At 69.8% G+C, this 24,482-nt stretch carries 18 protein-coding genes (1 of these 18 cut by a window edge); 7 read left to right on the top strand and 11 right to left on the bottom strand.

Going from position 1 to position 24,482, the window contains the following annotated elements; translation table 11 throughout:
• Positions 1-102: 102 nt before the first annotated feature.
• Entirely contained in the window at positions 103-1,719 is a 1,617-nt protein-coding gene (locus AMA02S_RS28055; RefSeq protein WP_067463668.1) for a PucR family transcriptional regulator, read from the top strand.
• A 36-nt stretch (positions 1,720-1,755) separates the two neighbouring features.
• Here AMA02S_RS28055 and AMA02S_RS28050 read toward each other — a convergent pair whose 3' ends face one another.
• Positions 1,756-2,631, bottom strand: a complete 876-nt coding sequence (locus tag AMA02S_RS28050) for a hypothetical protein (RefSeq protein WP_067463665.1) — start codon at positions 2,629-2,631, stop codon at positions 1,756-1,758.
• A gap of 773 nt (positions 2,632-3,404) precedes the next feature.
• The gene (locus AMA02S_RS28045) at positions 3,405-3,602 is read right to left on the bottom strand and encodes a hypothetical protein (protein WP_067463662.1); all 198 of its coding nucleotides are present in this window, start codon (positions 3,600-3,602) and stop codon (positions 3,405-3,407) included.
• 159 nt (positions 3,603-3,761) lie between these two features.
• Here AMA02S_RS28045 and AMA02S_RS28040 point away from each other — a divergent pair, with 159 nt between their 5' ends.
• On the top strand, positions 3,762-4,493 hold the full coding sequence (locus tag AMA02S_RS28040) for a hypothetical protein (RefSeq protein ID WP_067463659.1): 732 nt from the start codon (positions 3,762-3,764) through the stop codon (positions 4,491-4,493).
• Positions 4,494-4,549: 56 nt separating this feature from the next.
• Here the strand turns inward: AMA02S_RS28040 and AMA02S_RS28035 are convergent, their stop codons facing one another.
• The 5 genes from AMA02S_RS28035 to AMA02S_RS28015 all read right to left on the bottom strand — a co-directional run bounded on the left by AMA02S_RS28035 (position 4,550) and on the right by AMA02S_RS28015 (position 9,741).
• A complete protein-coding gene (locus tag AMA02S_RS28035; RefSeq protein WP_067463656.1) occupies positions 4,550-5,713 on the bottom strand; it encodes an alkaline phosphatase PhoX in 1,164 nt (387 codons plus the stop codon).
• Between the two features lie 215 nt (positions 5,714-5,928).
• A complete protein-coding gene (locus AMA02S_RS28030; RefSeq protein WP_067463653.1) occupies positions 5,929-6,573 on the bottom strand; it encodes an SIMPL domain-containing protein in 645 nt (214 codons plus the stop codon).
• A gap of 149 nt (positions 6,574-6,722) precedes the next feature.
• Complete coding sequence (locus AMA02S_RS28025; RefSeq protein WP_067463650.1) at positions 6,723-7,916, bottom strand: ABC transporter permease; 1,194 nt, start codon at positions 7,914-7,916, stop codon at positions 6,723-6,725.
• A complete protein-coding gene (locus tag AMA02S_RS28020; RefSeq protein WP_067463647.1) occupies positions 7,913-8,617 on the bottom strand; it encodes an ABC transporter ATP-binding protein in 705 nt (234 codons plus the stop codon). The genes AMA02S_RS28025 and AMA02S_RS28020 overlap by 4 nt, the downstream gene beginning before the upstream one ends.
• Entirely contained in the window at positions 8,614-9,741 is a 1,128-nt protein-coding gene (locus AMA02S_RS28015) for a peptidoglycan-binding protein (RefSeq protein WP_067463644.1), read from the bottom strand. Before AMA02S_RS28015 ends, AMA02S_RS28020 begins: the two co-directional genes overlap by 4 nt.
• 123 nt (positions 9,742-9,864) lie before the next feature.
• On the opposite strand from AMA02S_RS28015, the gene AMA02S_RS28010 reads away from it, so the two are divergent.
• From AMA02S_RS28010 to AMA02S_RS28000, 3 genes are all read left to right on the top strand, one after another.
• Positions 9,865-10,518: a response regulator transcription factor gene (locus AMA02S_RS28010; RefSeq protein WP_067463641.1), complete on the top strand. Its 654-nt coding sequence runs from the start codon at positions 9,865-9,867 to the stop codon at positions 10,516-10,518.
• Positions 10,519-10,520: 2 nt separating this feature from the next.
• The gene (locus tag AMA02S_RS28005; protein WP_245667875.1) at positions 10,521-11,720 is read left to right on the top strand and encodes a sensor histidine kinase; all 1,200 of its coding nucleotides are present in this window, start codon (positions 10,521-10,523) and stop codon (positions 11,718-11,720) included.
• 228 nt (positions 11,721-11,948) lie between these two features.
• Positions 11,949-12,230 carry a hypothetical protein gene (locus AMA02S_RS28000; RefSeq protein WP_067463635.1) on the top strand — a complete coding sequence of 94 codons (282 nt, stop codon included), beginning with the start codon at positions 11,949-11,951 and terminating at the stop codon, positions 12,228-12,230.
• Between the two features lie 767 nt (positions 12,231-12,997).
• Here the strand turns inward: AMA02S_RS28000 and AMA02S_RS27995 are convergent.
• The gene (locus AMA02S_RS27995) at positions 12,998-13,225 is read right to left on the bottom strand and encodes a hypothetical protein (RefSeq protein WP_067463632.1); all 228 of its coding nucleotides are present in this window, start codon (positions 13,223-13,225) and stop codon (positions 12,998-13,000) included.
• A gap of 58 nt (positions 13,226-13,283) precedes the next feature.
• Complete coding sequence (locus AMA02S_RS27990) at positions 13,284-13,499, bottom strand: hypothetical protein (RefSeq protein WP_067463629.1); 216 nt, start codon at positions 13,497-13,499, stop codon at positions 13,284-13,286.
• A gap of 345 nt (positions 13,500-13,844) precedes the next feature.
• On the opposite strand from AMA02S_RS27990, the gene AMA02S_RS27985 reads away from it, so the two are divergent.
• Positions 13,845-14,264, top strand: coding sequence for a hypothetical protein (locus AMA02S_RS27985; protein ID WP_067463625.1), 420 nt, complete (start codon positions 13,845-13,847; stop codon positions 14,262-14,264).
• Between the two features lie 36 nt (positions 14,265-14,300).
• Here the strand turns inward: AMA02S_RS27985 and AMA02S_RS27980 are convergent, their stop codons facing one another.
• The gene (locus AMA02S_RS27980) at positions 14,301-14,921 is read right to left on the bottom strand and encodes a TetR/AcrR family transcriptional regulator (RefSeq protein ID WP_067463622.1); all 621 of its coding nucleotides are present in this window, start codon (positions 14,919-14,921) and stop codon (positions 14,301-14,303) included.
• A 143-nt stretch (positions 14,922-15,064) separates the two neighbouring features.
• Here AMA02S_RS27980 and AMA02S_RS27975 point away from each other — a divergent pair, with 143 nt between their 5' ends.
• Complete coding sequence (locus tag AMA02S_RS27975; protein WP_084265672.1) at positions 15,065-16,516, top strand: MFS transporter; 1,452 nt, start codon at positions 15,065-15,067, stop codon at positions 16,514-16,516.
• 99 nt (positions 16,517-16,615) lie between these two features.
• On the opposite strand, the gene AMA02S_RS27970 is transcribed toward AMA02S_RS27975, so the two are convergent.
• On the bottom strand, positions 16,616-24,482 hold the 3' portion of the coding sequence (locus tag AMA02S_RS27970; RefSeq protein ID WP_067463619.1) for a non-ribosomal peptide synthetase. The gene runs 15,335 nt beyond the window's last position; only the last 7,867 of its 23,202 coding nucleotides appear in the window; its start codon lies off the right edge, out of view; it ends in the stop codon at positions 16,616-16,618.

Genomic DNA, 24,482 nt, shown 5'->3' with positions numbered 1-24,482 from the left:
ACGAACAGACTGCCCACCCTTCGTGTTCTCTGCTGACACTTTGTTCGTCGACAATGGTCCTGAGCAGGCTGTTCGGAGACATCCGGTGGAAGGAGCACGCATATGGGTGACGAGGCCGAGGGCCCCCTCGTCCGGGTGGCCCTGCCGACCGTCGCCGAGGTGCTCGACCTGCCCGCGCTGCGGGTGGGACGGCCCGAGGTGCTCGCCGCTCGCGAGCACCTGGACCGGCCGGTGCGGTGGGTGCACGTCAGCGAGATCCCCGACATCGCCGGGCTGCTGCTCGGCGGCGAGCTGATCCTGTCCACCGGCATCGCCCTGCCCGACGGCGACGATCTGCGCCGCTACGCCGCCGAACTGATCGACGCGGGCGCGGCGGGCCTGGTGGTGGAGCTCGGCCGCCGGTTCCGCCGCCTGCCGCCGCCGCTCGTCCAGGCGATGGAACGCGGGAACCTGCCGCTGGTGGCCCTGCACCGCGAGGTGCGGTACGTCAAGATCACCGAGGCGATCCACACGTGCATCGTCGAACAGCAGTTCAACGCCCTGCGCACGTCCGAGCAGGCGCACGAGACGTTCACGGCGCTGTGCGTCCGCGGCGCCTCACCCGCGGAGATCGTGGACGCGGTCGCCGACATGACCGGCTGCCCGGTGGTGTTCGAGGACCTCATGCACCGCGTGGTCGGCTACGCGGCCGGGAACATGCCGGTCGACGACCTGCTGCGCAACTGGGAGGCGCGCTCCCGGATGGCCCGCGCGGACGCGCGGACGGCGGTCTGCGGAGCCGAGCACTGGGCGGTGACGACGGTCGAGGCCCGCGGCGAGACCTGGGGGCGGCTCGTCCTGCTGCCCTCCGGCGAGCCCTCGCCGACCCAGCTGCTGGTCCTGGAGCGCGGCGCCACGGCCCTGACCCTCAACCGGCTGCTGGAGCGCAACCGCGAGACCCTGGAGCGCCAGGCGCACCGGTCCACGCTGTCGGAGATCATCAACGGCCGGTACACCTCCGCGCAGGACATCGAGGCGCGCACCGCCGCGCTCGGCGTCCCGATCGCCCAGTCCGCGCTGGTCGCCGTGATCGTCGAGCCCGACCCGGGCCCCGGAGAGACCGCCGAGCCCGTCGCCGCCGCGGCCCGCGCCGCCGGCGCGGGCGCCCTGGTGGGGGCGCTCGACGGCCGCCGCATCGGGGCCCTGCTGGCCCTGCCGGACCCGGCCGACCGGCCGCGCGTCCTGGACCGCTTCGCCCACGGCGTCCACGAACGGCTCGACCGGCCGGCGACCGTCGCGGCCGGGACCACGGCCCGCGAACTGGACGAGGTCCGGCGCTCGTTCGCCGAGGCCCACCAGATCGCGGACGCGGCCCCGCCGCCGCAGAACGCCCATCACCGGCCGTACTACGAACTTCCCGATATCCAGTTGCGCGGTCTGCTGTTCATCCTCGGGGACGACCCGCGGCTCCAGGCGTTCGTCGAACGCACCCTGGGTCCCCTGCTCGACCACGACAGCCGGCATGGCACCGCTCTCCTGGCCACCCTCCGCGCCTACGTCGCCCATGGCGGTAACAAGTCCGAGGCGGCCGCCGCCGCCCATCTGTCCCGGCAGAGCCTCTACCAGCGCCTCGCCGCGATCGAGCGGGTCCTCGGGGTCAGTCTCGAATCGCCGGACGTCCGCACCTCCCTGCACGCCGCCATCATGAGCCTCGACTCCTCCGACCCCCCACGCCGTTGATCCCGGCTCCACTTCGGTCCGGCCGCGCGCCGCCGTTCACTCGGGCAGGACGGGAAGGTCGTCCTCCTGCGCTTCGTGGCGCCGCGTCGCGTCGCTGAGCGCGATGCGCTGCCATGCCTGCTTCCATTGCTCGACGTCGGCGGCGTCACCGCCGCAGCCTTCGACGAAGGCCAGCAAGAGGTCGAGTTTGGCCCGGGTCGTGCGGTTGTGAAGGCTGGACAGGGTGTTGTGGGCGAACCGGTAGTCGATGGCGGCGGCCATCTTGCGGTAGCTCCGCTCCCCCGTCCACACGCGGTACGCCGGGAGCAGCGCCATCAGCTCGGCGAAGGTGGTGGCCGTGCTCGGATCGGGCTTCAGGCCCGCAGGTCCGGGGCTGCCGGGCCCGGCGTGGAGCGCCGGCCCCGGACTCGCCGCCGGTTCCGACGAGCCGTCATGATCGTGATCTTGTGATGCGGATCCGGTGACGACGGCGTCGCCGGCCTCAGACGCGGCTGGAGACGCGGCCGGAGACGCCGCCGGCGCGGAGGGCGGCGGGTCTGGCATGGGCTCCTCCCGGATGAGTTCGTCGAACAACTCCAGCGCGACCTCGATGCCGACCGGGTCGGCGCCGCAGCCGTCGAGCAGGCCGGCGAGCATCTCGCGGCGGAACCCGGAGGTCACCTCCCCGCGCAGGAACTGCCGGGCCCGGTCGTCGCCGATGCCGCGGCGGCGTGCGCAGACGATGATCCGCTCGTGATCGGCGTGTTGCAGGAGCACCCCCAGGATGATCAGTTTGAGCTTCTCCTTGGCGATGGCGCTGCCCTCGCCGGGAAAGACCTCGTCGAGGAACCGCAGCAGCTTCTCGCGCGTGCGGGCACGGCGCCTCCTCAGCAGGCCCGGCCAGATGCGGCGACACCAGGGTGTCAGTCCCATGATCGACCGGGCTCAGAGGGGCCGCGGCCAGGTCGCCGGCCGCTCGGGTACGCGGCGACCGCCGGCATCGGCGCTCCGGCCGGCGGCCGGCCGTCTCGGGACGGCCCGCAGCGGCTCGGCAAGCGGGAAGGTGGGCATGGCTACGCAGGTGAGAGCGCTTTCCATCTCGCTTCTCTTCCGGAGAGTGGGTCCAGGTTTCGACCGGGCGAATATTCGGGCTTACGTGTCGGCACCGTCGATTGGCGGTGAACGAGCGGCGACTTATACGCATCATGACCTATGTGATCCGGACTGTACGGACGTTCGGCCCGGCTCGTCGCCGTATGTGCAAAACAGAACACCGTCCGGGATTTGACCACTACCGACCAGGCCGGGCATCGCCGGGACGGCAGTGTTCCCTCACCCGGAGAACCGTTCACTTTCGTTCTGTCCACGCCCGGTGAGATTTTCACGCGATAATCGGCGGGCGAACTGGAGAGAACCGCTGCGTCATACGACACATTCGCGGCATATTTCTCCTATGGGTTAGTCCATCGACCGGGCGAACCTGACCAAAACGGCGGGCCAGTCGACGGAACTCCTGTTTGGCGGCAGGTGTCGGCTGGCCCGCCGACTCCGGGACGCCCACCGCGCGGATGGTCCGATGTGTTCACGCGTGGTCACGATGCGACTTTTCTGGCCAGCTTCGTTCCGCTCACCAAGACACCCCGGCCCGTAATCGGATGATGACTACAGGTACTCGCGCCTGATCCTGTTTCCACGCACGCAGGGAGTCATCGACTGATGTACGCGTCGTCCGGTCCGGTCGGAGCCCGCTCCGGCGAAGCCGCGAGGGTTCCCCGGGCCCCCTCCGCCGTCCGGCCGATGCCCGCGTCCGGAACGACCTCGCGCGAGTCCCCGCCCCACGGCCCGCGCACGGCCGAGGAGATCGCCATGGCGACGGCGATGACCGTCCAGTGGATGCTGCTCACCGGACGGCGGCTCGCCTATCCGAGCCCGATCGGCCACCCGCCGCTCCTGCACGATCTTCCGGCCGACGCGCTCATCGAGTTCTGGGCCGACGACCATATCCACTCACCTGCGCTCCACCCACCAGCGCTCCACCCACCAGCACAGACGGGTTGCCCTCCATGTCCTTCTCCACCGACCCCACGCCAGCCCGCCCGCCCGCCGGTGTGCTGCACCACCCGATGCTCGCCGTCGACATCGCCGGCTTCGGCCGCTGCCACCCGGCCGACCACCAGCACCTGCGCGACGCCCTCTACCGGATCCTCGTCGCGTCCCTCGCCGCCACCGCCGTGCCCCTTGAGCACTGCGCGCACGAGGACCGGGGCGACGGCATCCTGGTGATCCTTCCCACCGACGTCAGCGTGACCCCCCTGCTGGGCTGCCTGCCCCACCACCTGCACGCCGAGCTGCGCCGCTACAACCAGGTGTCGGCGCCCGCCGTCCAGCTCCGGCTCCGGCTCGCGGTCAACGCCGGGTACCTGCGTCCCGACTCCCACGGCGCGGGCGGCGGACGCGAGCTGCTGCGCCTGTTCCGGATGCTGGACGCGCCGGAGTTCAAGACCGTCCTCGCCACGGCCGGAGCGGACCTGGGAGTGATCACGTCCGCTCACCTCTATGAAGAGATCGTCTGCGGCACCCCGAGCCTCATCGACCACACCGCGTGGACCCGGTCCACCATCGCCGCGAAGGAGACCCACGCCACCACCTGGATCTGGCTGGCGCCGACCCCGTCCACCGGCAGGCCCGAGCCCGGCACCGCGACGACCGGCGCCGGTCACCGGCCCATCACCATCCCCCGGCCCCGCCCCGCCCCCCGCCCGCTGAACCGCCAGGGCCGCACCATCAAGCACTGACCTCGCACCCGCAGGTGGGGTGCCGACCAGCGCCCAGGTCGGCACCCCGTGCGGGGTCAGGTGCGGAACGGTCCGGTGACCTCGTAGGTGATGCCGCCGGAGGACGATCCGGTGGTGCCGCGCTGGGAGGAGAAGTACAGCCGGTTCCCGGCGGGGCTGAACGCCGGGCCGCACAGCTCCGACGAATTCTGGCCGGTGACGCGGAGGAACACCGAGATCTTGTCGTCCGGGGTGATCATGCAGATCTCCATGTTGCCGCCGTCCTCGGCCACGTACAGGTCACCGGAGGTGGAGCCGGTGATGTTGTCCACGCCGGTCAGCGGCGCCGGGCCGGGAACGACCAGGTTGTCGTCGTAGGCCAGCTCATAGGTGCTGGTGGCCAGGTTGACCTGCCAGACCCGGTTGTCGCCCTTGGTGGTGAACCAGACGGTGTCGTCGGCGTAGTGGCAGCCTTCCCCTCCGTTGAAGACCTTCATGCCGGACACCTGCTTGCGGGTGGTCTTGGGCGATCCGTCCGGATCGGGCACGGTGCCCCAGGTGAACGAGCCGGACGTGCCGCTGCCCGCCTTGAGGACCTGGAGCGTCCCCGCGGACAGGTTGCCCCAGGTGGTCGGGACGAAGCGATAGAAGCCGCCGTCGGTCTTGTCCTCGGTGAGGTAGATGACCCTGCGGACCGGGTCGGCCGCGGCGGCCTCATGGTTGAACCGCCCCATGGCGTCGCGGCGGGTGGGCGTGCCTCCCCAGGGGCTGGTCTCCCACACGTAGCCGGTGTCGACCTCCTCGCACGACAGCCAGGTGTTCCACGGCGTCGCGCCGCCGGCACAGTTGCGGTTGGTGCCCGACAGGATCGAGTACGCCGAGGTGATGATGGCGCTGGAGCTGAAGCGCAACGCCGAGGCGCCGCCGCCCCCGGACCCGACCTCGGCGTTGGACACGTAGATCCAGCCCGTTCCGTCGACGAAGCAGGCGCCGCCGTCCGGGGCGTCGTGCCAGGTGAAGGACGTGCCGGTCACCGTCTGGCCGGACCGGGCGACGACCCGGCTGGTGAATCCGGCGGGCAGCTGGATGCCGTCGGCGTTGGCGGGCTGGAGCGCCCCGTACGGCGGGGCGGGGTCGAGCTGGGCCGGGGCGGCGAGGGCGGCCTCGCGCCACAGGCTTCCGGAGAAGGCGAGGGTGCCTGCGCCGATGACCGAGGCGCGCAGGAAATTGCGGCGTTCCACGGACGTAACCTCCCTGAGCTGGGCTGGGACTCGGAGGAGTGATGGCCGTCACAACAATGCAAAAGTTAGGTAGATAGCCAGTCATTCAGCGGTAAGGGATCTTAACGGGGAATGAGAGGCTCATTACTTACCGTCAACAATGACAGGCCCGGTCACGTCGAGGAGGGGCGACGCGGCGATGAAGGACGCCCGGTGATCCGAATTTTGTCCGGCGATCAGTGGTCGATGGCGAAGCCCATGGACACCGCCGCGGTGATCACGATCTGGCCGGGGGCGAAATCCTCCTCCACGCCGCCGTGAACCCCGCCATGACTGTAGATCTTCAGGCGCTCGGGATCGACGTCCTCGATGTGCAGCACCCGGCCCAGCTTGATTCCGGCCGCGTCGGCGTACAGCGCGGCCTTGGCCCGTGCCGCGCCGACCGCGTCGCGGCGGGCCTGGGCGCGCAGGGTCCGTTTGGCCCGCACGTCGAACTCGATCCCGTTGATCTGGTCGACACCGGCGTCGACGACGTCGATCAGCAGTTGCTGGAGGGACTCGATCGCCCTCGTCTCGATCTCGTATTCCGCCTCGCACTTGAAGCCGGCCTTGCGGCGCGTCTCGTGCGCGGGGCTGTACTCGTAGTGCGTGGCGAGCTTGAGACGGGACGGCGAGACGCCCGCCACCGGGATGTGGTGCGCGCGGAGCACCGCCCGGAAATCGGCGATCAGCCGCTGCGCCGCCTGGAACGCCTCGGCGGGGCTCTCCTCAATGCTGGAGAGCTCGACCGTCACGCGGGCGAAGTCGGGCTCGGCCACCACGGTCGCGGCCCCGAACGTCGCCACTCCCCACGGCTGCGAGATCTTCGGATCGTTCAGCATTGCGGCCTCCGTCGGCAGATCCGGGGAATGAAGATCATATAGCCGCGGAGGCGGGCCGCCGATGGCCCGATGAGGTCGCGTGCGGACGTCCCGCCCGTGAACGGGAGTGCCCCGGCCCCTCCTCGGACGGGCGCGGGCGCACTCCCGGATCACGTCGTGGCGAGGGCCTCGGTGGGAGTGAGGCGGGCGGCGCGACGGGCGGGGTACAGGCCCGCGACGGCACCGATGGCGATGGCGGCGAGCGCACCGCCGGCGATGGCCTGGCCGGGCAGCACGAGCGGCCAGCCCCGGTATCCGGCGTAGCCGAGGCAGATGACCAGACCGAAGATCACTCCGGCGGCGCCGCCGAGCGCCGACAGCGACACCGACTCGGTGAGGAATTGGAGCCGGATCTGCCCACGGGTCGCCCCCAGCGACCGGCGCAGCCCGATTTCCTGCCGGCGCTCCAGCACCGAGATCACCATGATGTTGGCGATACCGACCCCGCCGGCCAGCAGCGCCACGGCCCCGAGCCCGAAGAACAGCGCGTTGAACGCGCGGTTGGCAGCGGCCTCGGCGGTGAGCACGTCCGACGGACGGCTGACCTCCATCTCGTCCGGATGCTCCGGGTTGACGGTGTTGGCCAGCACCGCGTTCACCGAGTGCACGCTCTCGTCGGTGGACCGCTCGTACAGGGCGGTGATGTACCCGTCGAACCCGAGCCGGGTGGCGTACGACCAGCCGATCAGGGCCGAGCGGTCGAGGTCGGGCGACAGCTTGAGCGCGTCGAGGATCCCGATCACCATGAACCAGCGGCCCGCGATGTAGACGTGCTCGCCGGGACGGTCGATACCGAGGCGTTCCGCGGCGACGGAGCCGAGCACGACCGATGGGTACCGGCTGGTGGCCTCGTTGAGGAACGCGCCGGTCCGCACCGTCCCGCCGAGCGGGACGAGCAGGTTCGTCCGGGCGGCCTGGACGGCGAGGCCGCTGGTCGTGGCCGTGGAGATCCTGTCGGTGCGGCGGACACTGGCGTCCGGCACCAGGCCGACCGCCGACACGCCCGTCACCCCGGGGATCCGGCTGACCCGGCTCTCCGCGCCGGCGGGCAGGTGCGAGTTCTTCCCGACCAGGGACGTGCCGGGCGTGACGGTGAGCATGCTGGTGCCGAGGTCCTCGATCTCGGCTATCAGCCCGGCCTTGCTGACGGTGCTGATGCCCACCAGCCCGACCATGGCGGCGACGCCGATGGCGATGCCCAGCGCGGACAACACGGCGCGCAGCGGGCGGCCGCGCAACCCTTCCAGGCCGACCGTGGCCAGATCGCCCCCGCGCAGGCGGACCGGCTCCGGTAGCGTGATCATGCTGGTACCCCCGTGTCGGCGCGGATCTGCCCGTCCCGGATCTCCAGCCGCCGCGGCAGCGCCGCCGCGACCTCCCGGTCATGGGTGATGATCACGACGGCGGTGCCGTCGCGGTTCAGCTCGGTGAGGACTTCCAGCACCCCCGCGCCGGACGCCGAGTCGAGGTTGCCGGTGGGTTCGTCGGCGAGCAGGAGCGGCGGGTCACCGACGATCGCGCGCGCGATGGCGGCCCGCTGCTTCTCCCCGCCCGACAGCTGGTGCGGCAGGTGGTGCATGCGGGGGCCGAGGCCGACGCGCTCCAGCGCGTCGCGGGCCTGCCGGCGGCGCTGGCGCGGCGGCAGACCGTGGTAGAGCAGGCCGGTGGCGACGTTGTCCAGAGCGGTCAGGTGACCGGTGAGGAAGAACTGCTGGAACACGAACCCGATCCAGCGCGCCCGTACCGCCGCCAACCGCCGGTCCGGCAGTTCGGCGACGTCGTGACCGCGGATGAGGACGCGGCCGGAGGTCGGCGTGTCCAGCGTCCCCATCAGTTGCAGCAGTGTCGACTTGCCCGACCCGGACGGCCCGACGACCGCCATCAACTCCCCGGCATGGACGGTGAGCGACGCCTCCCGGAGCGCCCGCACGCCACCGGGGTAGTCCTTGGTGGCCTTCTCCACCTCGACGACCGCCGGCTCCTCCTCGGCTGTCACGTCGATCATGACTTGGGCACCTGCACCTTCATGCCCGCCGTGAGGTTGCCGGTCACCTCGACGATGTCGCCGTCGAAGATGCCGAGCTTGACCGGGACCTGACGGACGTTCCCGGCGGAGTCCACCACCGCCACCGCGTAGGTGTTCTCGGCCGGGGCCAGCAGCGCGTTGATCGGGACGGCCAGCACGTTCTTGTGCTCGTCGCTGGCGAACCCGACCGTCGCGGGGGCGCCGTCGAGGCCGCCGGCGCTGCCCGGCTTGTCCAGGGTGACGTAGACGGGGATGGTGGCGGTCTCGGTCCCCTGGCCGGTCTGCGACTGCGCGTTGGTGGAACCTGCGGTGGCGACCGAACCGACCGACGAGATGCGCCCGGTGGTGGTCTTGCCGCCCGGCAGCGCGACCCGCGCCTTGGCGCCCTTCTTGGCGATCACCTGCTGGCTCACCGGAAGGTTCACCGTGACCTGGCGCTCGGTGCCGCTGGCGGTGTAGAGGGCGCCGCGGGCACTGCCGCCGAGGAGCACCTGAAGCTTGGTCACCCGGATCGCGCCCGGCTGGACCACGACGTCGTCGGCCTTCAGCACACCGGTCTCGGTGCGCCCCAGATCGTCCTGCCAGTCGATCAATGCCTGCTCGGTCGCGTAGGTGAACGAGCGGTCCACGGTCATGTCGTCGCCGTAGCCGAGCGCGTCCAGGTTGCGCTCCAGCTCCAGCACGTCGTACCCCTTGACCCCCTGCTCCAGGTCCCGCCAGAACGGCATCCGCCCGTACAGCAGCGGGACGCGGTGGCCGTCCACCCCGTACGCCCGCTCGCCGCGCTTGATCACATCACCGGCCTTGGGCACCCAGGTGACCCGTCCTTGCCCGCCGGCAAGCACGGTGTAGCTGTCGGCATAGCCGAGGGTGCCGTCCACGTCGGTGGTGTTGGTCACGTTGGTGCGTACCACCGACACGGTCGGCAACGCCGACGTGTTCTGCGCCGCGGTGCCGTTGCCGTCCCGGAGCACCAACGCCGCGCCGACCGCGCCGACCGCCAGGACCGCGGTCCCGCCCAGCAGCGCCCGGACCCGCCGGCGGCGCAGGAAGGGCGGCGGCGCCTCGTCCCGGACGGGCTGTTCGATGTCAGAATCCAGCATGGTCAGCCTCCGGTCATTCCCTGAGAATGACTTCATGACGAGCAGCCTGGACCGAGGCCGGTTTCCCGGCGGTGACCGCATGTGTTAACCGGGGCCTTATCGCGGATCTGCGGCAATGGGACCATGCGGATTCTGGTGGCCGAAGATGAGCGTTTCCTCGCCGACCTGGTGGCCGAGGGGCTGCGTGAGCAGGCGATGGCCGTGGACGTCGCCTACGACGGGGCCGCGGCGCTGGAACGTCTCGCGATCAACGAGTACCACGTCCTCGTGCTGGACCGGGACCTGCCGCTGGTGCACGGCGACGACATCTGCCGGGAGCTGTCACAGCGGGGGGACCAGGTGCGCATCCTGATGCTGACCGCATCGGGAGCGGTGCACGAGCGGGTCTCCGGGCTCAACCTCGGAGCCGACGACTATCTGGCCAAGCCCTTCGCCTTCGACGAACTCGTGGCGCGGGTCCGCGCCCTCGCCCGCCGTGCCGGTCCGCCGCTGCCGCCGGTGCTGGAGTGCGCCGGCATCACCCTGGACACCGCGCGACGGCAGGCCCATCGCGACGGCCGATACCTGCCGCTGTCCCGCAAGGAGTACGCGGTGCTGGAGGTGCTGATGCAGGCGCGGGGCTCGGTCGTCAGCACCGAGGAACTCCTCGAACGGGCCTGGGACGAGCACACCGACCCGTTCACGACCGTGGTCAAGGTGACGATGAGCAAGCTGCGGGCGAAGCTCGGTGACCCACCCGTCATCGCGACCGTCCCAGGAAGCGGGTACAGGTTATGACAGTGGTACGTCCCCTCCGGCTCGGCGGCTCGGTACGGACACGGATGACGCTGCTCTACGGCGGTGTCTTCACCGTCATCACCCTGGGCGTGCTCATCGCCACACAGCAGTTCCAGCAGAGCCTCGTCGGCAAGAAGCTGGCCAATTTCGCCAAGGTCGGCACGGACGGGGTCGTCTGCGACCGGAGACCCCCGGCGCCGCCCTGCCCCGCCAACACCTCCGGGCAGCTCCCGACCGACCGGAGGGCCGAACTGCGGCAGAGCCTCGTCAGCACGCAACGCCTCACCACCCTCATCGCGATCGCGGTGATCGCGGTGCTGGCGTTCGCGGTGTGCTGGTGGCTCACCGGCAGGCTGCTGCGGCCGCTGCACCGCATCACCGCCACCGCCCAGCGGCTGTCACTGTCCACCCTGCACGAACGCATCGCCATGACCGGCCCGAAGGACGAGCTCAAGGAACTCGCCGACACCTTCGACGCCATGCTGGACCGGCTGGAACACGCGGTCGCGAGCCAACGCCGCTTCGTCGCCAACGCCTCCCACGAGCTGCGCACCCCCCTCGCCATCCAGCGGACGGCCATCGAGATCGGGCTGTCCGACCCGTCCCCCGCGAAGGTGGCGCGGATCCGCACCGAGTTGCTGCGGGCCACCCAACGGTCCGAACGGCTGATCGAAGGCCTGCTCGTCCTCGCCCAGGGCGAACGGGGCCTGGACGCGCGCACACCGGTGGACCTCGCCGTCGTCGTCGACCAGGTCATCGGGGAGCACATGCCGCTCGCGGAGTCGCGGCAGGTCAGAATCGCCGTCGCGGCCCACCCCGTCACCGTCGCCGGCGACGAGGTGCTGCTCACCCGGCTTGTCGCCAACCTGGTGCAGAACGCGATCCGGCACAACCATCCCGGCGGGCACGTCCTGATCGAGCTGTCCCCGGACACCGGCCTGGTGGTCTGCAACACCGGCCCCGACGTCCCGGCCGACCGGGTGGACGAGCTGTTCGAGCCGTTCCGCCGGCTGCACCGGGACCGGACCGGCTCGTCCGACGGCGCGGGGCTCGGCCTCTCGATCGTCGCCGCCATCACCAAGGCGCACAACGGCACCGTCCAAGCCACAGCGAACCCGGACGGCGGCCTCTCCATAACCGTCGTCCTCCCCGCCCTGACCCCAGCCCCCACCCACCGCCCCCAACACCACGCCGAGCCGTAGCCGGCGTTCGCTCATCCAGGTGCCCGCCTCACTGCCGTCCCCACCCGGCGGTCCCTCGGCACTCCCCTCACCGGGCCGTCCGCGCTCGGATGTACGAGTTTCCCCGGATACTTCACCGCTCCATCACGTGCTGCAATCAACTCAGCACAGAAAGTGGCGATCGACCATCCGATGAGAGCCACTGATGCCCCGGCGTCCCACGCCGGACAGACGAAACAGGAATCACACATGCCAATTCGTAGAGCCATCCGCTGGACGACCAGCGCCCTGCTGGCCGTCGCCCTGGTGCCGCTGATCGCGGTAGGGCCGGCACACGCCAACAGTGGCCACTGCCAGGCGTATCTGAGGTCTCAGGGCTACACCGTTGGCCCGAAGTCCATCCATGCCTGCACCTGGGCGGCCAACCCGAACAACGGTCCGAGCCGTGGGGCGCAATGCCGGGACATGCTGATCCACATAGGAGTGGGCCAGTACCACGCCATCGCCGCCTGCCGCGAGGCGTTCAGATAGTCCCTCGCCGCTCGGGTGATGCACGGGTCGATGGCTCAAGAGAACAAGCAGCATGCGGGGCGGTATCGGGGGCCTGAGCAGTTCTCGTAGGCTGACCGCGTGGTTGAGGACGCTGCGGGAGTGGGGGCCCACGAGAGGCGGCGTAGCCGACCGCAGCGGTCGGTATCGCGGCCGCGCCGCTCCCGGGTCTGTTCGCGTCACGGCCGACTCGGACACGAAGGTCTCCTGATGTCAGGCCATGGCCCCGGGCCGGATGCTCACCCAGCCGCGTCCCGGGGCCATGGGGTCTAGCGCTGGAGTCGTCGGGCGACGTCCAGGTGTGGATCGGGCAAGTACGCCCGGACGTACAGGCGGCGGACGCGGCCGTGCAGGATGCCGCGCCACTAGCGGGGGTTCTCCTCTTCGACGTAGGCCGCGCCGGACGCCGCGCGAGGGTGCCGGCGCGGGAGCCGCCGCGTAGAAACTGCCCGCGCCCGCGTTGGACGGGGACGGCGCGGCCGCTGCGGCACCGCCCCCCGCTCGTGGTCCCCCGCCGTCCAGCCCGGGAGTGCCCTTCATGAGCTGGCGGACCTCGTCGGCCAAGGCGTCCTCGGTCGCAGCCTCCAGGAGCCGGTAGCCGTACTCACCCCATGGCCAGGGCACCATCGCCCAGTGGCGGTTGGTCCACCGGCCGTGCCAGTGCCACACCCCATGCGGGAAGTGCACCGGGGAGGCGGGGGCCATAGGCAACGGCGTTCGCGGGTCCTGCGGCGGGATCGGCGTGCCGGTCATGGCGGGCACCCCTCAACGGCGTCCACGACGTGCCCCACCGCTGCGTCCAGGTCCGCGATGGAGCCGATGTCCTGGCCCATCGCCCAACGGAAGGTGCCGCGCTTGCAGGTGATCAGCAGCTCCCGCATCGCCTCCGGGCCATCGGCGTGCATCCCGACGATCCCGCCACGCCCCGGCGCGAGCGGCCCGCCAGCCTGCCAAACGACGCCGGGTGCGTCGCTCACCTCGACAGCCAGCCGGGGTACTCCTCGGCCAGCGCATGCAGGGCCACCTCGCGCCCGCTCATCGCCTGCTCGCCTTGGCGCCCGCGGCCTCCCGCAGCTTGGCGCGCAGTTCCTCGGCGGTGTCGGCGTCGAAGGTGGCGCCCTCGACGCGCGACAGGTCCTCGCTGACGAGGGTGGCCCGCGTCGCCCACCAGCGGCCCGTGTCGGTGGTGTGAATGATGCTCCAGTCGCTGAACTCCTCGGTCAGTGCGGCCTTCTGGACCGAATCCCCCATGCGGGACGCCCTGAACTGCCGAGATCTTCACTCTGTGCTGCGGATCTACCTCGACGTGACCGGGTTGACCCAGGAGGCCGTTGGGTTCTTGATCGACACTTCACAGGCCAACGTTTCCCGGATCTATCGCGGCAGCCGGAAGCGCTTTTCGGTCGAGGAGGTCGAATCCTTTCGCGACGGGCTCCATATTCCCGGCCAGTTACTCGGTCTTCAGCCGGGTCGTCATGAAGACTCAGCAGGCACCCGGTTGGACACGGAGCGCGATCTTCAGAAGCCCATCGTCGGAAAGAACAAGCGAGTCATTCCGAGCGTTAGCGTGGACATCTCGGCACCTCCCCACGCGGCGTGGGCGAGGCCGTCTCGAAGCTCAAGTCCGCAGAAGTGGCGTTCAGCGAGATGTCCGCTCCCACAATCGTTGATCCCGATTGGGTACGGCGTGAAGAAGGGCTCTGGTTTGACAAGAGCTTGATCTACACCCTTGCCAACGACGTGCGACAGGCGACCGAAGCGCACGACACGCTGCTACGACCGGGCGCCGAGGAATTTGTCGCCGTGCCGATCGGGCTGCACCGGGCGGCGCTGAGGGCGCGCACCGACCCCAAGTCAGGACTGGAAGAGGCCCTCCGCCTAGTGGCCGCTGTACCGCCAGAGCGCCGGACGATCCGGTTCTGGGGGGAGGCCCGCATGCCTCTTGATGTCATCCCCCACCAAGCGGCAGCGCTTCCGGCCGCGCGGGAATTGCGGGCGCTGACCGCTGGAACCTGACCATCGGACAACGGTCCAGGACGACGAGAACCCGTCCTAGGGCCGCTCCGCGTGCCGCACCAGCGGCAGTAGAAGATCATCCACGATGGCCTCGATCTGCTGCTCGGTGCTCTTGGCCTGCCCGCTCACACAGTGGTAGACGATCATCGCGGGCCCCGCGGCGGCGACCACCGACACGTCCGTCGCGGTCACGCCGCCGTGGCGGCGGATCAGCTCGGCGATACGTCGCTCGCAGGGGCCCGCGACCGCCTCGTGGAACAGCTCCCGGAGACCCGAGGTCTGGTCGGCCCCCGCCGCCGCGACCGCCTGGAAGGGCGCTCCGCGTGAGTCGTACATGGCCTGGTTGAGGTAACCGAGCAGCGCCACCAGCCCCTCGCGCAGCGGTGTCTCGGGAAGGATCTCTGGGGGCGCGGGCAGCAGGTCGCGCAGGGCGTCACGGACCAGCTCGTCCTTGTTGCGCCAGCGCCGGTAGAGCGCGGCCTTGCCGGTGCCCGCCGCCGCGGCGACCTTGTTGGTGCTCAGCCGGGCGTACCCCTCCGTCCCCAGCTGCTCGATCACCGCGTCCAGAATGGCCCGGCGGAGCGCCTCGCCCCGCCGTCGCTGCGCCGGGGCCCCGGACTCCCCGGACACCGTCTCCGCACCGTCCGACGCGGCCATCGGAACCTCCGTTCGGACCCCGGCATCCCTGGCGGCAGGTCGGCGGGCCACGCCGCGGGGACATTGCGACCCACCCTACCCATGCTTATAGTGAACCAGGTGGTTCACTATTTCCTCTTCGTCCTTCGTCCTTAGGAGGGTTCTTGTCGAGTTCGATCGAGAGCGCCACCGTGGCGCCGGCACGGCCGGCCAAGCTGACCGGCGCCGCCGCACTGGCACTGACCATCATCGTGTCCTGCGAGCTGATGGTGATGCTCGACGGGACGATCATGAACGTCGCCCTCCCGGAGATCCGCGGCGGTCTCGGCTTCACACCGTCCGGGCTGTCCTGGGTCTCCACCGCCTTCCTGCTCGCCTACGGCGGGCTGATGCTGCTCGGCGGACGCGCGGGGGACATCGTCGGCCGGCGCCGGGTGTTCCTCACCGGCATCGTGATCTTCACAGCCGCCTCGCTGGCGGGCGGGCTGGCCACCGGGCCCACCTGGCTCATCACCGCCCGCGCGGTGCAGGGCCTGGGCGCGGCGCTGGCCGCCCCCAGCACGATGGCCCTGTTGATCACCAACTTCCAGGGGGCGCTCCAGGCCAAGGCGCTGAGCATCTACTCCTCGGTCACCGCGTCCGCGATGACGCTGGGGCTGGTCCTCGGCGGCATTATCACCAGCACGCTGTCCTGGCGCTGGGTGTTGTTCGTCAACATCCCCCTCGGGCTGTTCGTCCTGCTGTTCGCGCCCAGGTTCGTCGAGGAGTCGCCGAGCCGGCCAGGACGGCTGGACCTGGGCGGCGCGCTGACCTCGGTGCTGGGGCTCGTCGCCGTCACCTTCGGGCTGGTCCGCACGGCGGAGCACGGCTGGGACGACCCCGCCTCGCTCGCCGCGCTGGCCGCCGGAACGGTGCTGGTGGTCGCGTTCGTCCTCATCGAGACCAAGGCCAAGCAACCGGTGATGCCGCTGAGGCTGTTCGCCGACCGCACCCGGGCCGGGGCGTTCGCCGTGCTCCTCCTCATCCCCATGGTGACGTTGAGCATGCAGTTCCTCATCATCCAGTTCCTTCAGGAGGTCCTCGGCAAGAGCGCGTGGCAGTCCGGGCTGGCCTTCCTGCCGATGGCCATCGGGATGCTGCTGACCGCACAGAACGCGACGAAGGCGATAGCCAAGATCGGCGCAAGGTCCACCGCGCTCCTCGGCATGGTGCTGCTGGGGGCAGGCATCGGCTGGCTCGTCCCGCTGGCCGCCGGCACCGGCTACCTCACCGGGATCGCCGGTCCCATGCTGCTGCTGGGAGCGGGCTTGGGCCTGGTGGTCGTGCCGTTCAACATCGCCATCATGTCCACCGCCGACCCATCAGAGTCGGGCGCGGCGGCCGGAGTACTACAGACGGCAATGCTCACCGGCGCCTCGCTGGGCATCGCGGTCGCGTCCACCGTCTACGCCTCGGTCATCAAGGATTACGGCCCGCTGGACCGGCCCTCGGCCGAGGCGATGGCGGACGGCATGGGCAGCGCGTTCACCGTGAGCCTGGGGATCGTCGTACTGGCGTTCCTGATCGTGCTGTTCACCCTGAAGAACGAAACCGCCGAGCACGAGACCGCCGGGTAGGCACTCGCCGGTGGCGGCGGACCGCTCGGTCTCGTCCGCCGCCACCGCCGGTGCACACTCAGGCCGTCGCTGTGGAGTAGGCCCCAATTGGAGGCACTGTCAGTGCTTGGACTCCATCCATTCAGCGATTGCGGGCCAGGTCTGCCGGAGTATCTCCGGCTGCACTATGTCCCTGTGCCGGCAAGGGAGCCTGACCTCCTTGACCTCACCTCGCACGTAGGGCTCCCAAAGGCTGCCGTCCGGAGAGTTACCCCCACCGCCGCGCACATCGGCGACGAAGAGCAGGATGTCCCCCTCGAAGACGCTCGGCTGGTGGCTTCGCTTGATCAGCAGGTTGTTGTGGAAGATCTTCGCTCCGAGGAGCAGTTCCTCGTCGGAGATGCCACCCAGGACCTCGCCCAGTTCCTCGCGGAACATCTCCGCGATGCGCCGCTGATGGTCCTCCGTCGTCATCGCTCCAAGATCGTGAACCTCATCGTTTCGCTCCGGCGGCGCACCGGTCTCGGCGGGCTCACTCGGCCTGGACGGGTCTTCGTCCCGTTTGGTGGACGGGTAGGTGTCCAGGATGACCACCGCGGCGACGGTCTCCCCGGCGGCCTGCAACTGCACGGCGATCTCGTGCACGGGGATCCCACCGAACGAGAAGCCCAGCAGGTGATAGGGCCCGGACGGTTGTACCGCCCGAATCTGCTCGATGTACTCCGCCGCCATCTCCTGGATGCTGCCGGCCAACTCGCTGGCGCCGTCGAATCCTGCGGCCTGTAGGCCCAGCAGCGGAACATCGTCCGGAACGACCCTGGCCAACGGCCTGTAGCACCAGCTCAACCCGCCTGCGGGATGGATGCAGAAGAACGGCGGCCGGCTCCCCTCGGTACGGATGGGTAACACCCTGCCGAGGGAGTCGCCCAACGAGGACAGGCCCAAGCGGCTGACGATGCCGGCAGGGGTCGGCGCGGCGAACACTTCGCGTACGGAGACCGTGACCCCTCTGTCCTTCAACTTCTTGAGGAGCGTGACCGCCAGAAGGGAGTGCCCCCCAAGCTGGAAGAAGTCGTCATCGACGTGCACCTCCGGCACTCCGAGGACTTCGGCGAACGTCTCGCAGACCATCTCCTCCAAGACCGTGGCGGGGTTCCGTTCGACGTCCGTTCCGGCCGCCGTGTAGTCGGGGGTGGGGAGGGCCTTGCGGTCGAGTTTTCCGTTGCTGGTGAGGGGGAGTTCGGTGAGTTGGACCAGCGCGGCGGGCACCATGTGTTCGGGCAGGTTTCCGGAGAGGAATTCGCGGAGTTCGCCGGTGTTGAGTGGGTCGGTGGTGTCGGTGGTGGGGACGAGGTAGGCGACCAGGCGTTTGTCGCCCGGGATGTCTTCGCGGGCGATGACCGCGGCCTGGGCGACGGCGGGGTGGGTGAGCAGTGCGGCTTCGATCTCGCCGGGTTCGATCCGGAACCCCCGCACCTTCACCTGCTCATCGGCCCGGCCGGCGAACATCAGCCGCCCGTCATGGTTCCATTTGGCCAGGTCCCCGGTCCGGTACATCCGCTCACCCGAAGAACTGAACGGGCACGCCACGAACCGTTCACCGGTCAGCCCGCGACGAGCGATATAGCCGCGCGCCAGCCCGGCGCCCGCAACGTAGAGCTCTCCGGCCACTCCGACGGGCACCGGGGCCAGCGCCTCGTCCAGGACGTATAGCCGGGTGTTGGCGATGGGTGCACCGATCGGGATCACACCGGCCGCGACATCGTCGGTCGTGATCTGTGTGGTCGCCACCCCGATGGTGGTCTCGGTCGGCCCGTAGTGGTTGAACACCGGCCGATCCGACCCGGCAGCCCGCACCAACTCACCCACCCAATCGACCGGCGCGGCCTCACCACCCAGGACAATCGACCCGGCGGGCAGCATCCTTTCCACCCCTGCGGCAGACGACAGGGCGACCAGGTGGGACGGGACGGCCTTGAACGCCTCGATCCGGTGTTCGTCCAAATAGGCCGCGACCGCCTCCGGGTCAGTGACCGAGTCCGGGTCAAGGACGTGCAACCGCCCACCGGTGACCAGGCTGGCGAACACCACCGTGTTCCCCAGGTCGGTGACTTGAGATTGCAACAACGCATATCGGGCTTGCTCGCCGGTCCAGCCGAGCCGCGAGGATGCCGAGGCGACATAGTTGGCCAGGGCCGCGTGCGTGACCGCCACACCCTTGGGAGTCCCCGAGGACCCTGAGGTGTACATCACGTACGCCAACCCCGCCAGATCCACCGCCCTCTCCGGAGCCGACGCAGGCAAGCCCTCCAACAACGCCACGGTCATCGGATCATCGATCGCGACCAGCCGAACCCGTCCGGGCTCGAACTCGTCCAGCACCTCCTGGGTGCAGAGCACCGTTTCGGCGCCGCTGTCGGTGAGCATGAACGCGATCCGCTCCGCCGGGAGACGGCCGTCGATCGGCAGATAGGCCGCGCCCGCCTTCCACACACCAAGAACCGCGGTCACCATCTGCGCGCCACGCGGCAGACACAGTCCGACCACCGACTCCGCGCCCATCCCCCGGTCGAGCAGGTGATGTGCCAGGCGGTTCGCCTGTGCGTCGAGTTCGTAGTAGGTCACCTCGGTCCCGTCGGCGACCAGCGCCACTGCGTCCGGGGCGACCGCGACACGTTCCTCGAACCGGTCGAGGACAGCCGACGCCACCGTCGCGGTCCCGGTGTCGTTCCACCCCACCACCACCCGCTCGCGCTCCAGCGGATCCAGCACGTTCACCGCACGCAAGGTGAGGTCCGGAGCCGCCGTCACCGATTCCAGGACCCGCGCGAACCACCCCGCGAACCGATCAGCCGCCGGCGCGTCGAAGAGATCCGCCGCCACCGTCACCGACCCGTGCAGGCCCGCTGCGCGTCCGTCGCTGTCGAAGGTCTCCGCCAAGGTGAAGTCCAGGTCGAACCTCGCCGCCGCCGTTCCGCGCTCCAACCTTGCCGCCGAGGCGCTCGCATCGGGGAGATCCAGTGTCGCGCGCTCCACATTCTGGACGGCCAGAAGCACCTGGAAGAGCGGGTGCCGCGCCATCGACCGGGACGGCGCCAACTCCTCCACCAGCCGCTCGAACGGGACGTCCTGATGCGCCAACGCCCCCAAACTCGCCTCACGCACCCGGGCCAGTACTTGGCGGAAGTCGGGGTCGCCGGACAGGTCTGTTCGGATCACCAGCGTGTTGATGAAGAACCCAACGAGGTCGTCCAGCGCCTCGTCGGAGCGCCCGGCCACGCCCGAGCCGATCGGAATGTCAGTGCCCGCGCCGAGCCGCGACAGCGTCACCGCCAATGCGGCCTGCAAGACCATGAACGTCGTGGCGCCCTCGGACCGGGCCAGCGCCACCAGCCGACCATGCACCTCGGCGGGCACACGCAACGGCGCCGCGTAACCGACGTGCCCGGCCGTCGCCGGACGAGGCCGATCCGTCGGCAGCGCCAACTCCTCCGGGGCGTCCGCCAGCGTCCGCCGCCAGTAGTCGACCTGGGCCGACATGAGGCTGTCTGGGTCGGATTCCTCCCCGAGAAGTTCGCGCTGCCACATCGCGTAGTCGGCGTACTGGACGGGCAGCGGCTCCCAGTTCGGGGCCTCCCCCCGAAGCCGCGCCGCGTATGCCGTGGACACGTCCCGGCCCAGCGGGGCCATGGACCAGCCGTCACTGGCGATGTGGTGCATCACCACCAGCAGTACCTGCTCGTCCGGACCGGTCTGGAGTAGCCACGCCCGGATCGGCACCTCGGTCGCCAGGTCGAAGGGACGGCGTGACGCCTCCGCCACCGCTTCCGAGAGCCCCCCGGGCTCCACCTCGGACACTTGCAAGTCCCATTCCAGATCCTCAGGATCCAGAATCCGCTGGTAGGGCTTTCCGTCCGCGGATGGGAAGACGGTCCGCAGCGACTCGTGGCGCCCGATCACATCCCGCAGAGCGGCGGTGAGCGCCGCGACGTCCACTCCTGACAGCCGGAGCGGCATCGGGATGTTGTAGGCCGGGTTCGGTCCCTGCAACTGACCGAGGAACCACAGCCGCCACTGCGCGAACGACAACGGCACCCGCTCTGGACGAGGCCGGGCCCGCAAGGGTGTACGGGCGCGGTCTCCTCCGGTCTCAGCCAGATGGGCGGCCAGGCCTGCCACCGTGGGCTTCTCGAACAGCGTCCGGACTTCGACCTCCACACCGAGGACGGTCCTGATACGCGCCACCAGCCGGGCAGCCAAGAGGGAGTGCCCGCCGAGGTCGAAGAAGCCGTCGTCCACGCCGACCGAGTCCAGGCCCAGCACGTCGGCGAACGCCGCGCACAAGATCTCCTCCTGGACCGTCGCCGGCCCACGACCTCCCCCTGCACCAGCGGCATACTCCGGAGCCGGCAAAGCGCGACGGTCGAGTTTGCCGCTGACCGTCAGCGGCAACTCAGGCAGAGTGACAACGGCGGCGGGCACCATGTAATCCGGCAGCCTCGCCCCCACAAACTCCCGCAACCCAACGGCATCAACCCCGGCATCGGCTGGGACGGTGTAGGCGACAAGCCGCCTGTCACCCGGAGTGTCCTCCCGGGCGACCACCGCGACCTGCGCCACCTGCGGATGAGCCCGCACAACCGCCTCGATCTCCCCAGGCTCGATCCGGAACCCCCGCACCTTCACCTGCTCATCCGCACGACCCACGAACATCAACCGGCCATCCGACGTCCACCTCACCAGATCACCCGTCCGATACATCCGCTCACCATCAGCGCCGAACGGACACGCCACAAACCGCTCACCCGTCAAAGCCGGACGATTCACATAGCCGCGCGCCACACCGGCACCCGCGACATACAACTCACCCACCACACCCACCGGCACCGGACCAAGCGCCCCATCCAGCACGAAAAGCCGCGTGTTGGCCATCGGCGTGCCGATCGTCGGCTCATCCCCCACAGCCAACGGCACCGACATCGACGCACACACCGTCGTCTCCGTCGGACCATACGCATTGATCAAACGACGACCCGAAGCCCACCGCCCCACCAACCCCCCATCCAAAGCCTCACCCGCCGACACCAACGTCCCCACCAACGACAACGCATCGGCATCCAACGCCCCCAACACCGCAGGCGGCAACGTCGCATGCGTCACCCCCTGATCGGCGACCAACTCCACCAGACCCGCACCCGGGACGAGCTCCTCCTCCGCCGACGCCATCACCAACACCCCACCCGAACACAACGTGACGAGCACCTCCGACACCGCCGCATCAAACCCCGCCGACGCGAACTGCAACACCCGCGAACCCAACCCAACCCCGAAATGCCGCGCCTGCGCCACCACCAGATTCACCACACCACCATGAGTGGCCGCCACACCCTTCGGCGTCCCCGTCGAACCCGACGTATAGATCACATACGCCGCAGCGGACGGATGGATCGTCACGTCCGGCGACGCATCCGGGTATGCCGCGATCTGCACCTGGATCTGGGGGCCGTCCACCGCTATCGGCAGCACGCCACGTAACGGCAGCTCATCCAGGACGTCCTGGGTGCCCAGCACCACCAGCGTGCGGCTGTCGGCCAGCATGAATTCCACGCGCTCAGCAGGAAGCCGCGCATCGATCGGCAGATACGCCGCCCCCACCTTCAACACACCCACAATCGCCGCAACCAACTCCACACCACGCGGCATACACAACCCCACCACCGACTCCGCGCCCACGCCCAGCCCGCGCAGATAGCCCGCCAACCGATTCGCCTGCGCATTCAGCTCGGCGAAGGACAACTCGACACCACCCCCGACCACCGCCACCGCATCCGGAGTCGCCGCCGCCCGCTGCTCGAACAAGTCGAGCACCGTTGCGTCCCCCACCACCGTCGCGGTGTCGTTCCACCGGGTCAGTAGCTCGTCGCGTTCCTGTGGATCGAGCACGTTCACCGTGTGCAGAGGGGTGTCGGGGGCCGTGGTCACCACGTCCAGCACGCGGACGAACCAGCCCGCGAACCGTCCCGCCGTCGGCGCATCGAACAGATCCGCCGCCAGCGTCACCGACCCGCGCAACCCCGCAGGGCGCCCCTCGCCGTCGAACGTCTCCCCCACCATGACATCCACATCGGTCTTCACCGCGGCCACCGCCACGGCATCCAGGCCGGATACCTCGCCGGCCCTCGTGCCGGGCGACTCCAGCGCGGCCCGCTCGATGTTGTGCAGCGTGAGCACGACCTGGAACAACGGGTGGCGCGCCATCGACCGCTCTGGGGCCAACTCCTCCACAAGCCGCTCAAACGGGACGTCCTGATGCGCCAACGCCCCCAAGCTCGCCTCACGCACCCGCGCCAGGACCTGCCGGAACTCAGGGTCACCCGACAGATCCGTCCGGATCACCAGCGAGTTCAGGAAGAACCCCACCAAGTCGTCCAGCGCCTCATCGGTACGGCCCGCCACACCCGACCCGATCGGGATATCGACACCGCCGCCGAGCCGCGACAGCGTCACCGCCAGCGCGGCCTGCACGATCATGAACGTCGTCGCGCCCTCGGCGCGCGCCAGCTCCGCCAGCCGTTCATGGACCTCGGCCGGGACCCGGAGCGGTACGACGTGACCCTGGTGACTGGCCACCGCCGGACGGGGCCGGTCCACCGGTAGCGGCAGCTCCTCCGGAGCCCCGGCGAGCGTCGTTCGCCAGTACTCCACCTGCGCCGACAGCAGACTCTCCGGGTCGGACTCCTCACCCAGCAGCTCACGCTGCCACAACGCATAGTCCGCATACTGAACCGGCAGCGGCTCCCACTCCGGCGCCTCACCCCGAAGCCGCGCCGCATACGCCACCGACAGATCCCGGCCCAGCGGACCTCGCGACCACCCATCACTGGCGATGTGGTGCATCACCAGGACCAGCACCTGCTCATCCGGACCCGCCTGGAACAACGACGCCCGGATCGGGGCCTCCCTTGATAGGTCGAAGGCGTGGCGTGCCGCCTGCCTCACGGACTCCGGCACGTCCCCGGCCTCCATCTGGGAGACGCGCAGATCCCAGTCCAGGTCCTGGATGTCGACAATGTGCTGGTAAGGCTCGCCGTCCACGGTCGGGAACACCGTCCGCAGCGACTCGTGACGGCCGATCACGTCCCGCAGCGCCGCGCCCAGCGCATCGGCGTCCACTCCGGTCAGCCGGAGCACGACGGGGATGTTGTAGGTCGCGCTCGGGCCCTCCAACTGGGTGAGGAACCATAGCCGGCGCTGCGCGAACGACAACGGCACCCGCTCTGGACGCTCGCCTGCGCGGAGCGGTATCCGGGCCTCGACCGCCTCCAGGCCCGTGATGCGCGCCGCCAGTCCCGCCACGGTCGGCACGTCGAAGAGCGTCCGGATATCGACCTCCACGCCGAGCGTGACCCGGATGCGCGACACCAACTTGACCCCGAGCAGCGAGTGCCCGCCCAGGTCGAAGAAGTTGTCCTCCACGCCCACCGAGTCGAGCCCGAGCACGTGGGCGAACGCCCCGCAGAGGATCTCCTCCTGCACTGTCGCCGGGCCTCGCCCCGTCCCGACACCGGCGCCCGCCGTGTAGTCGGGGGTGGGGAGGGCCTTGCGGTCGAGTTTTCCGTTGCTGGTGAGGGGGAGTTCGGTGAGTTGGACCAGCGCGGCGGGCACCATGTGTTCGGGCAGGTTTCCGGAGAGGAATTCGCGGAGTTCGCCGGTGTTGAGTGGGTCGGTGGTGTCGGTGTCGGTGTCGGTGTCGGTTGTGGTGGTGTCGGTGGTGGGGACGAGGTAGGCGACCAGGCGTTTGTCGCCCGGGATGTCTTCGCGGGCGATGACCGCGGCCTGGGCGACGGCGGGATGGGTGAGCAGTGCGGCTTCGATCTCGCCGGGCTCGATCCGGAACCCCCGCACCTTCACCTGCTCGTCCGCGCGGCCGGCGAACACCAGCCGCCCGTCATGGTTCCATTTGCCCAGGTCCCCGGTCCGGTACATC

It is taken from the genome of Actinomadura macra NBRC 14102 (genome assembly GCF_001552215.1).
GTDB classification, from domain to species: domain Bacteria; phylum Actinomycetota; class Actinomycetes; order Streptosporangiales; family Streptosporangiaceae; genus Spirillospora; species Spirillospora macra.
This window is presented reverse-complemented; position numbering and strand designations above follow the sequence as displayed.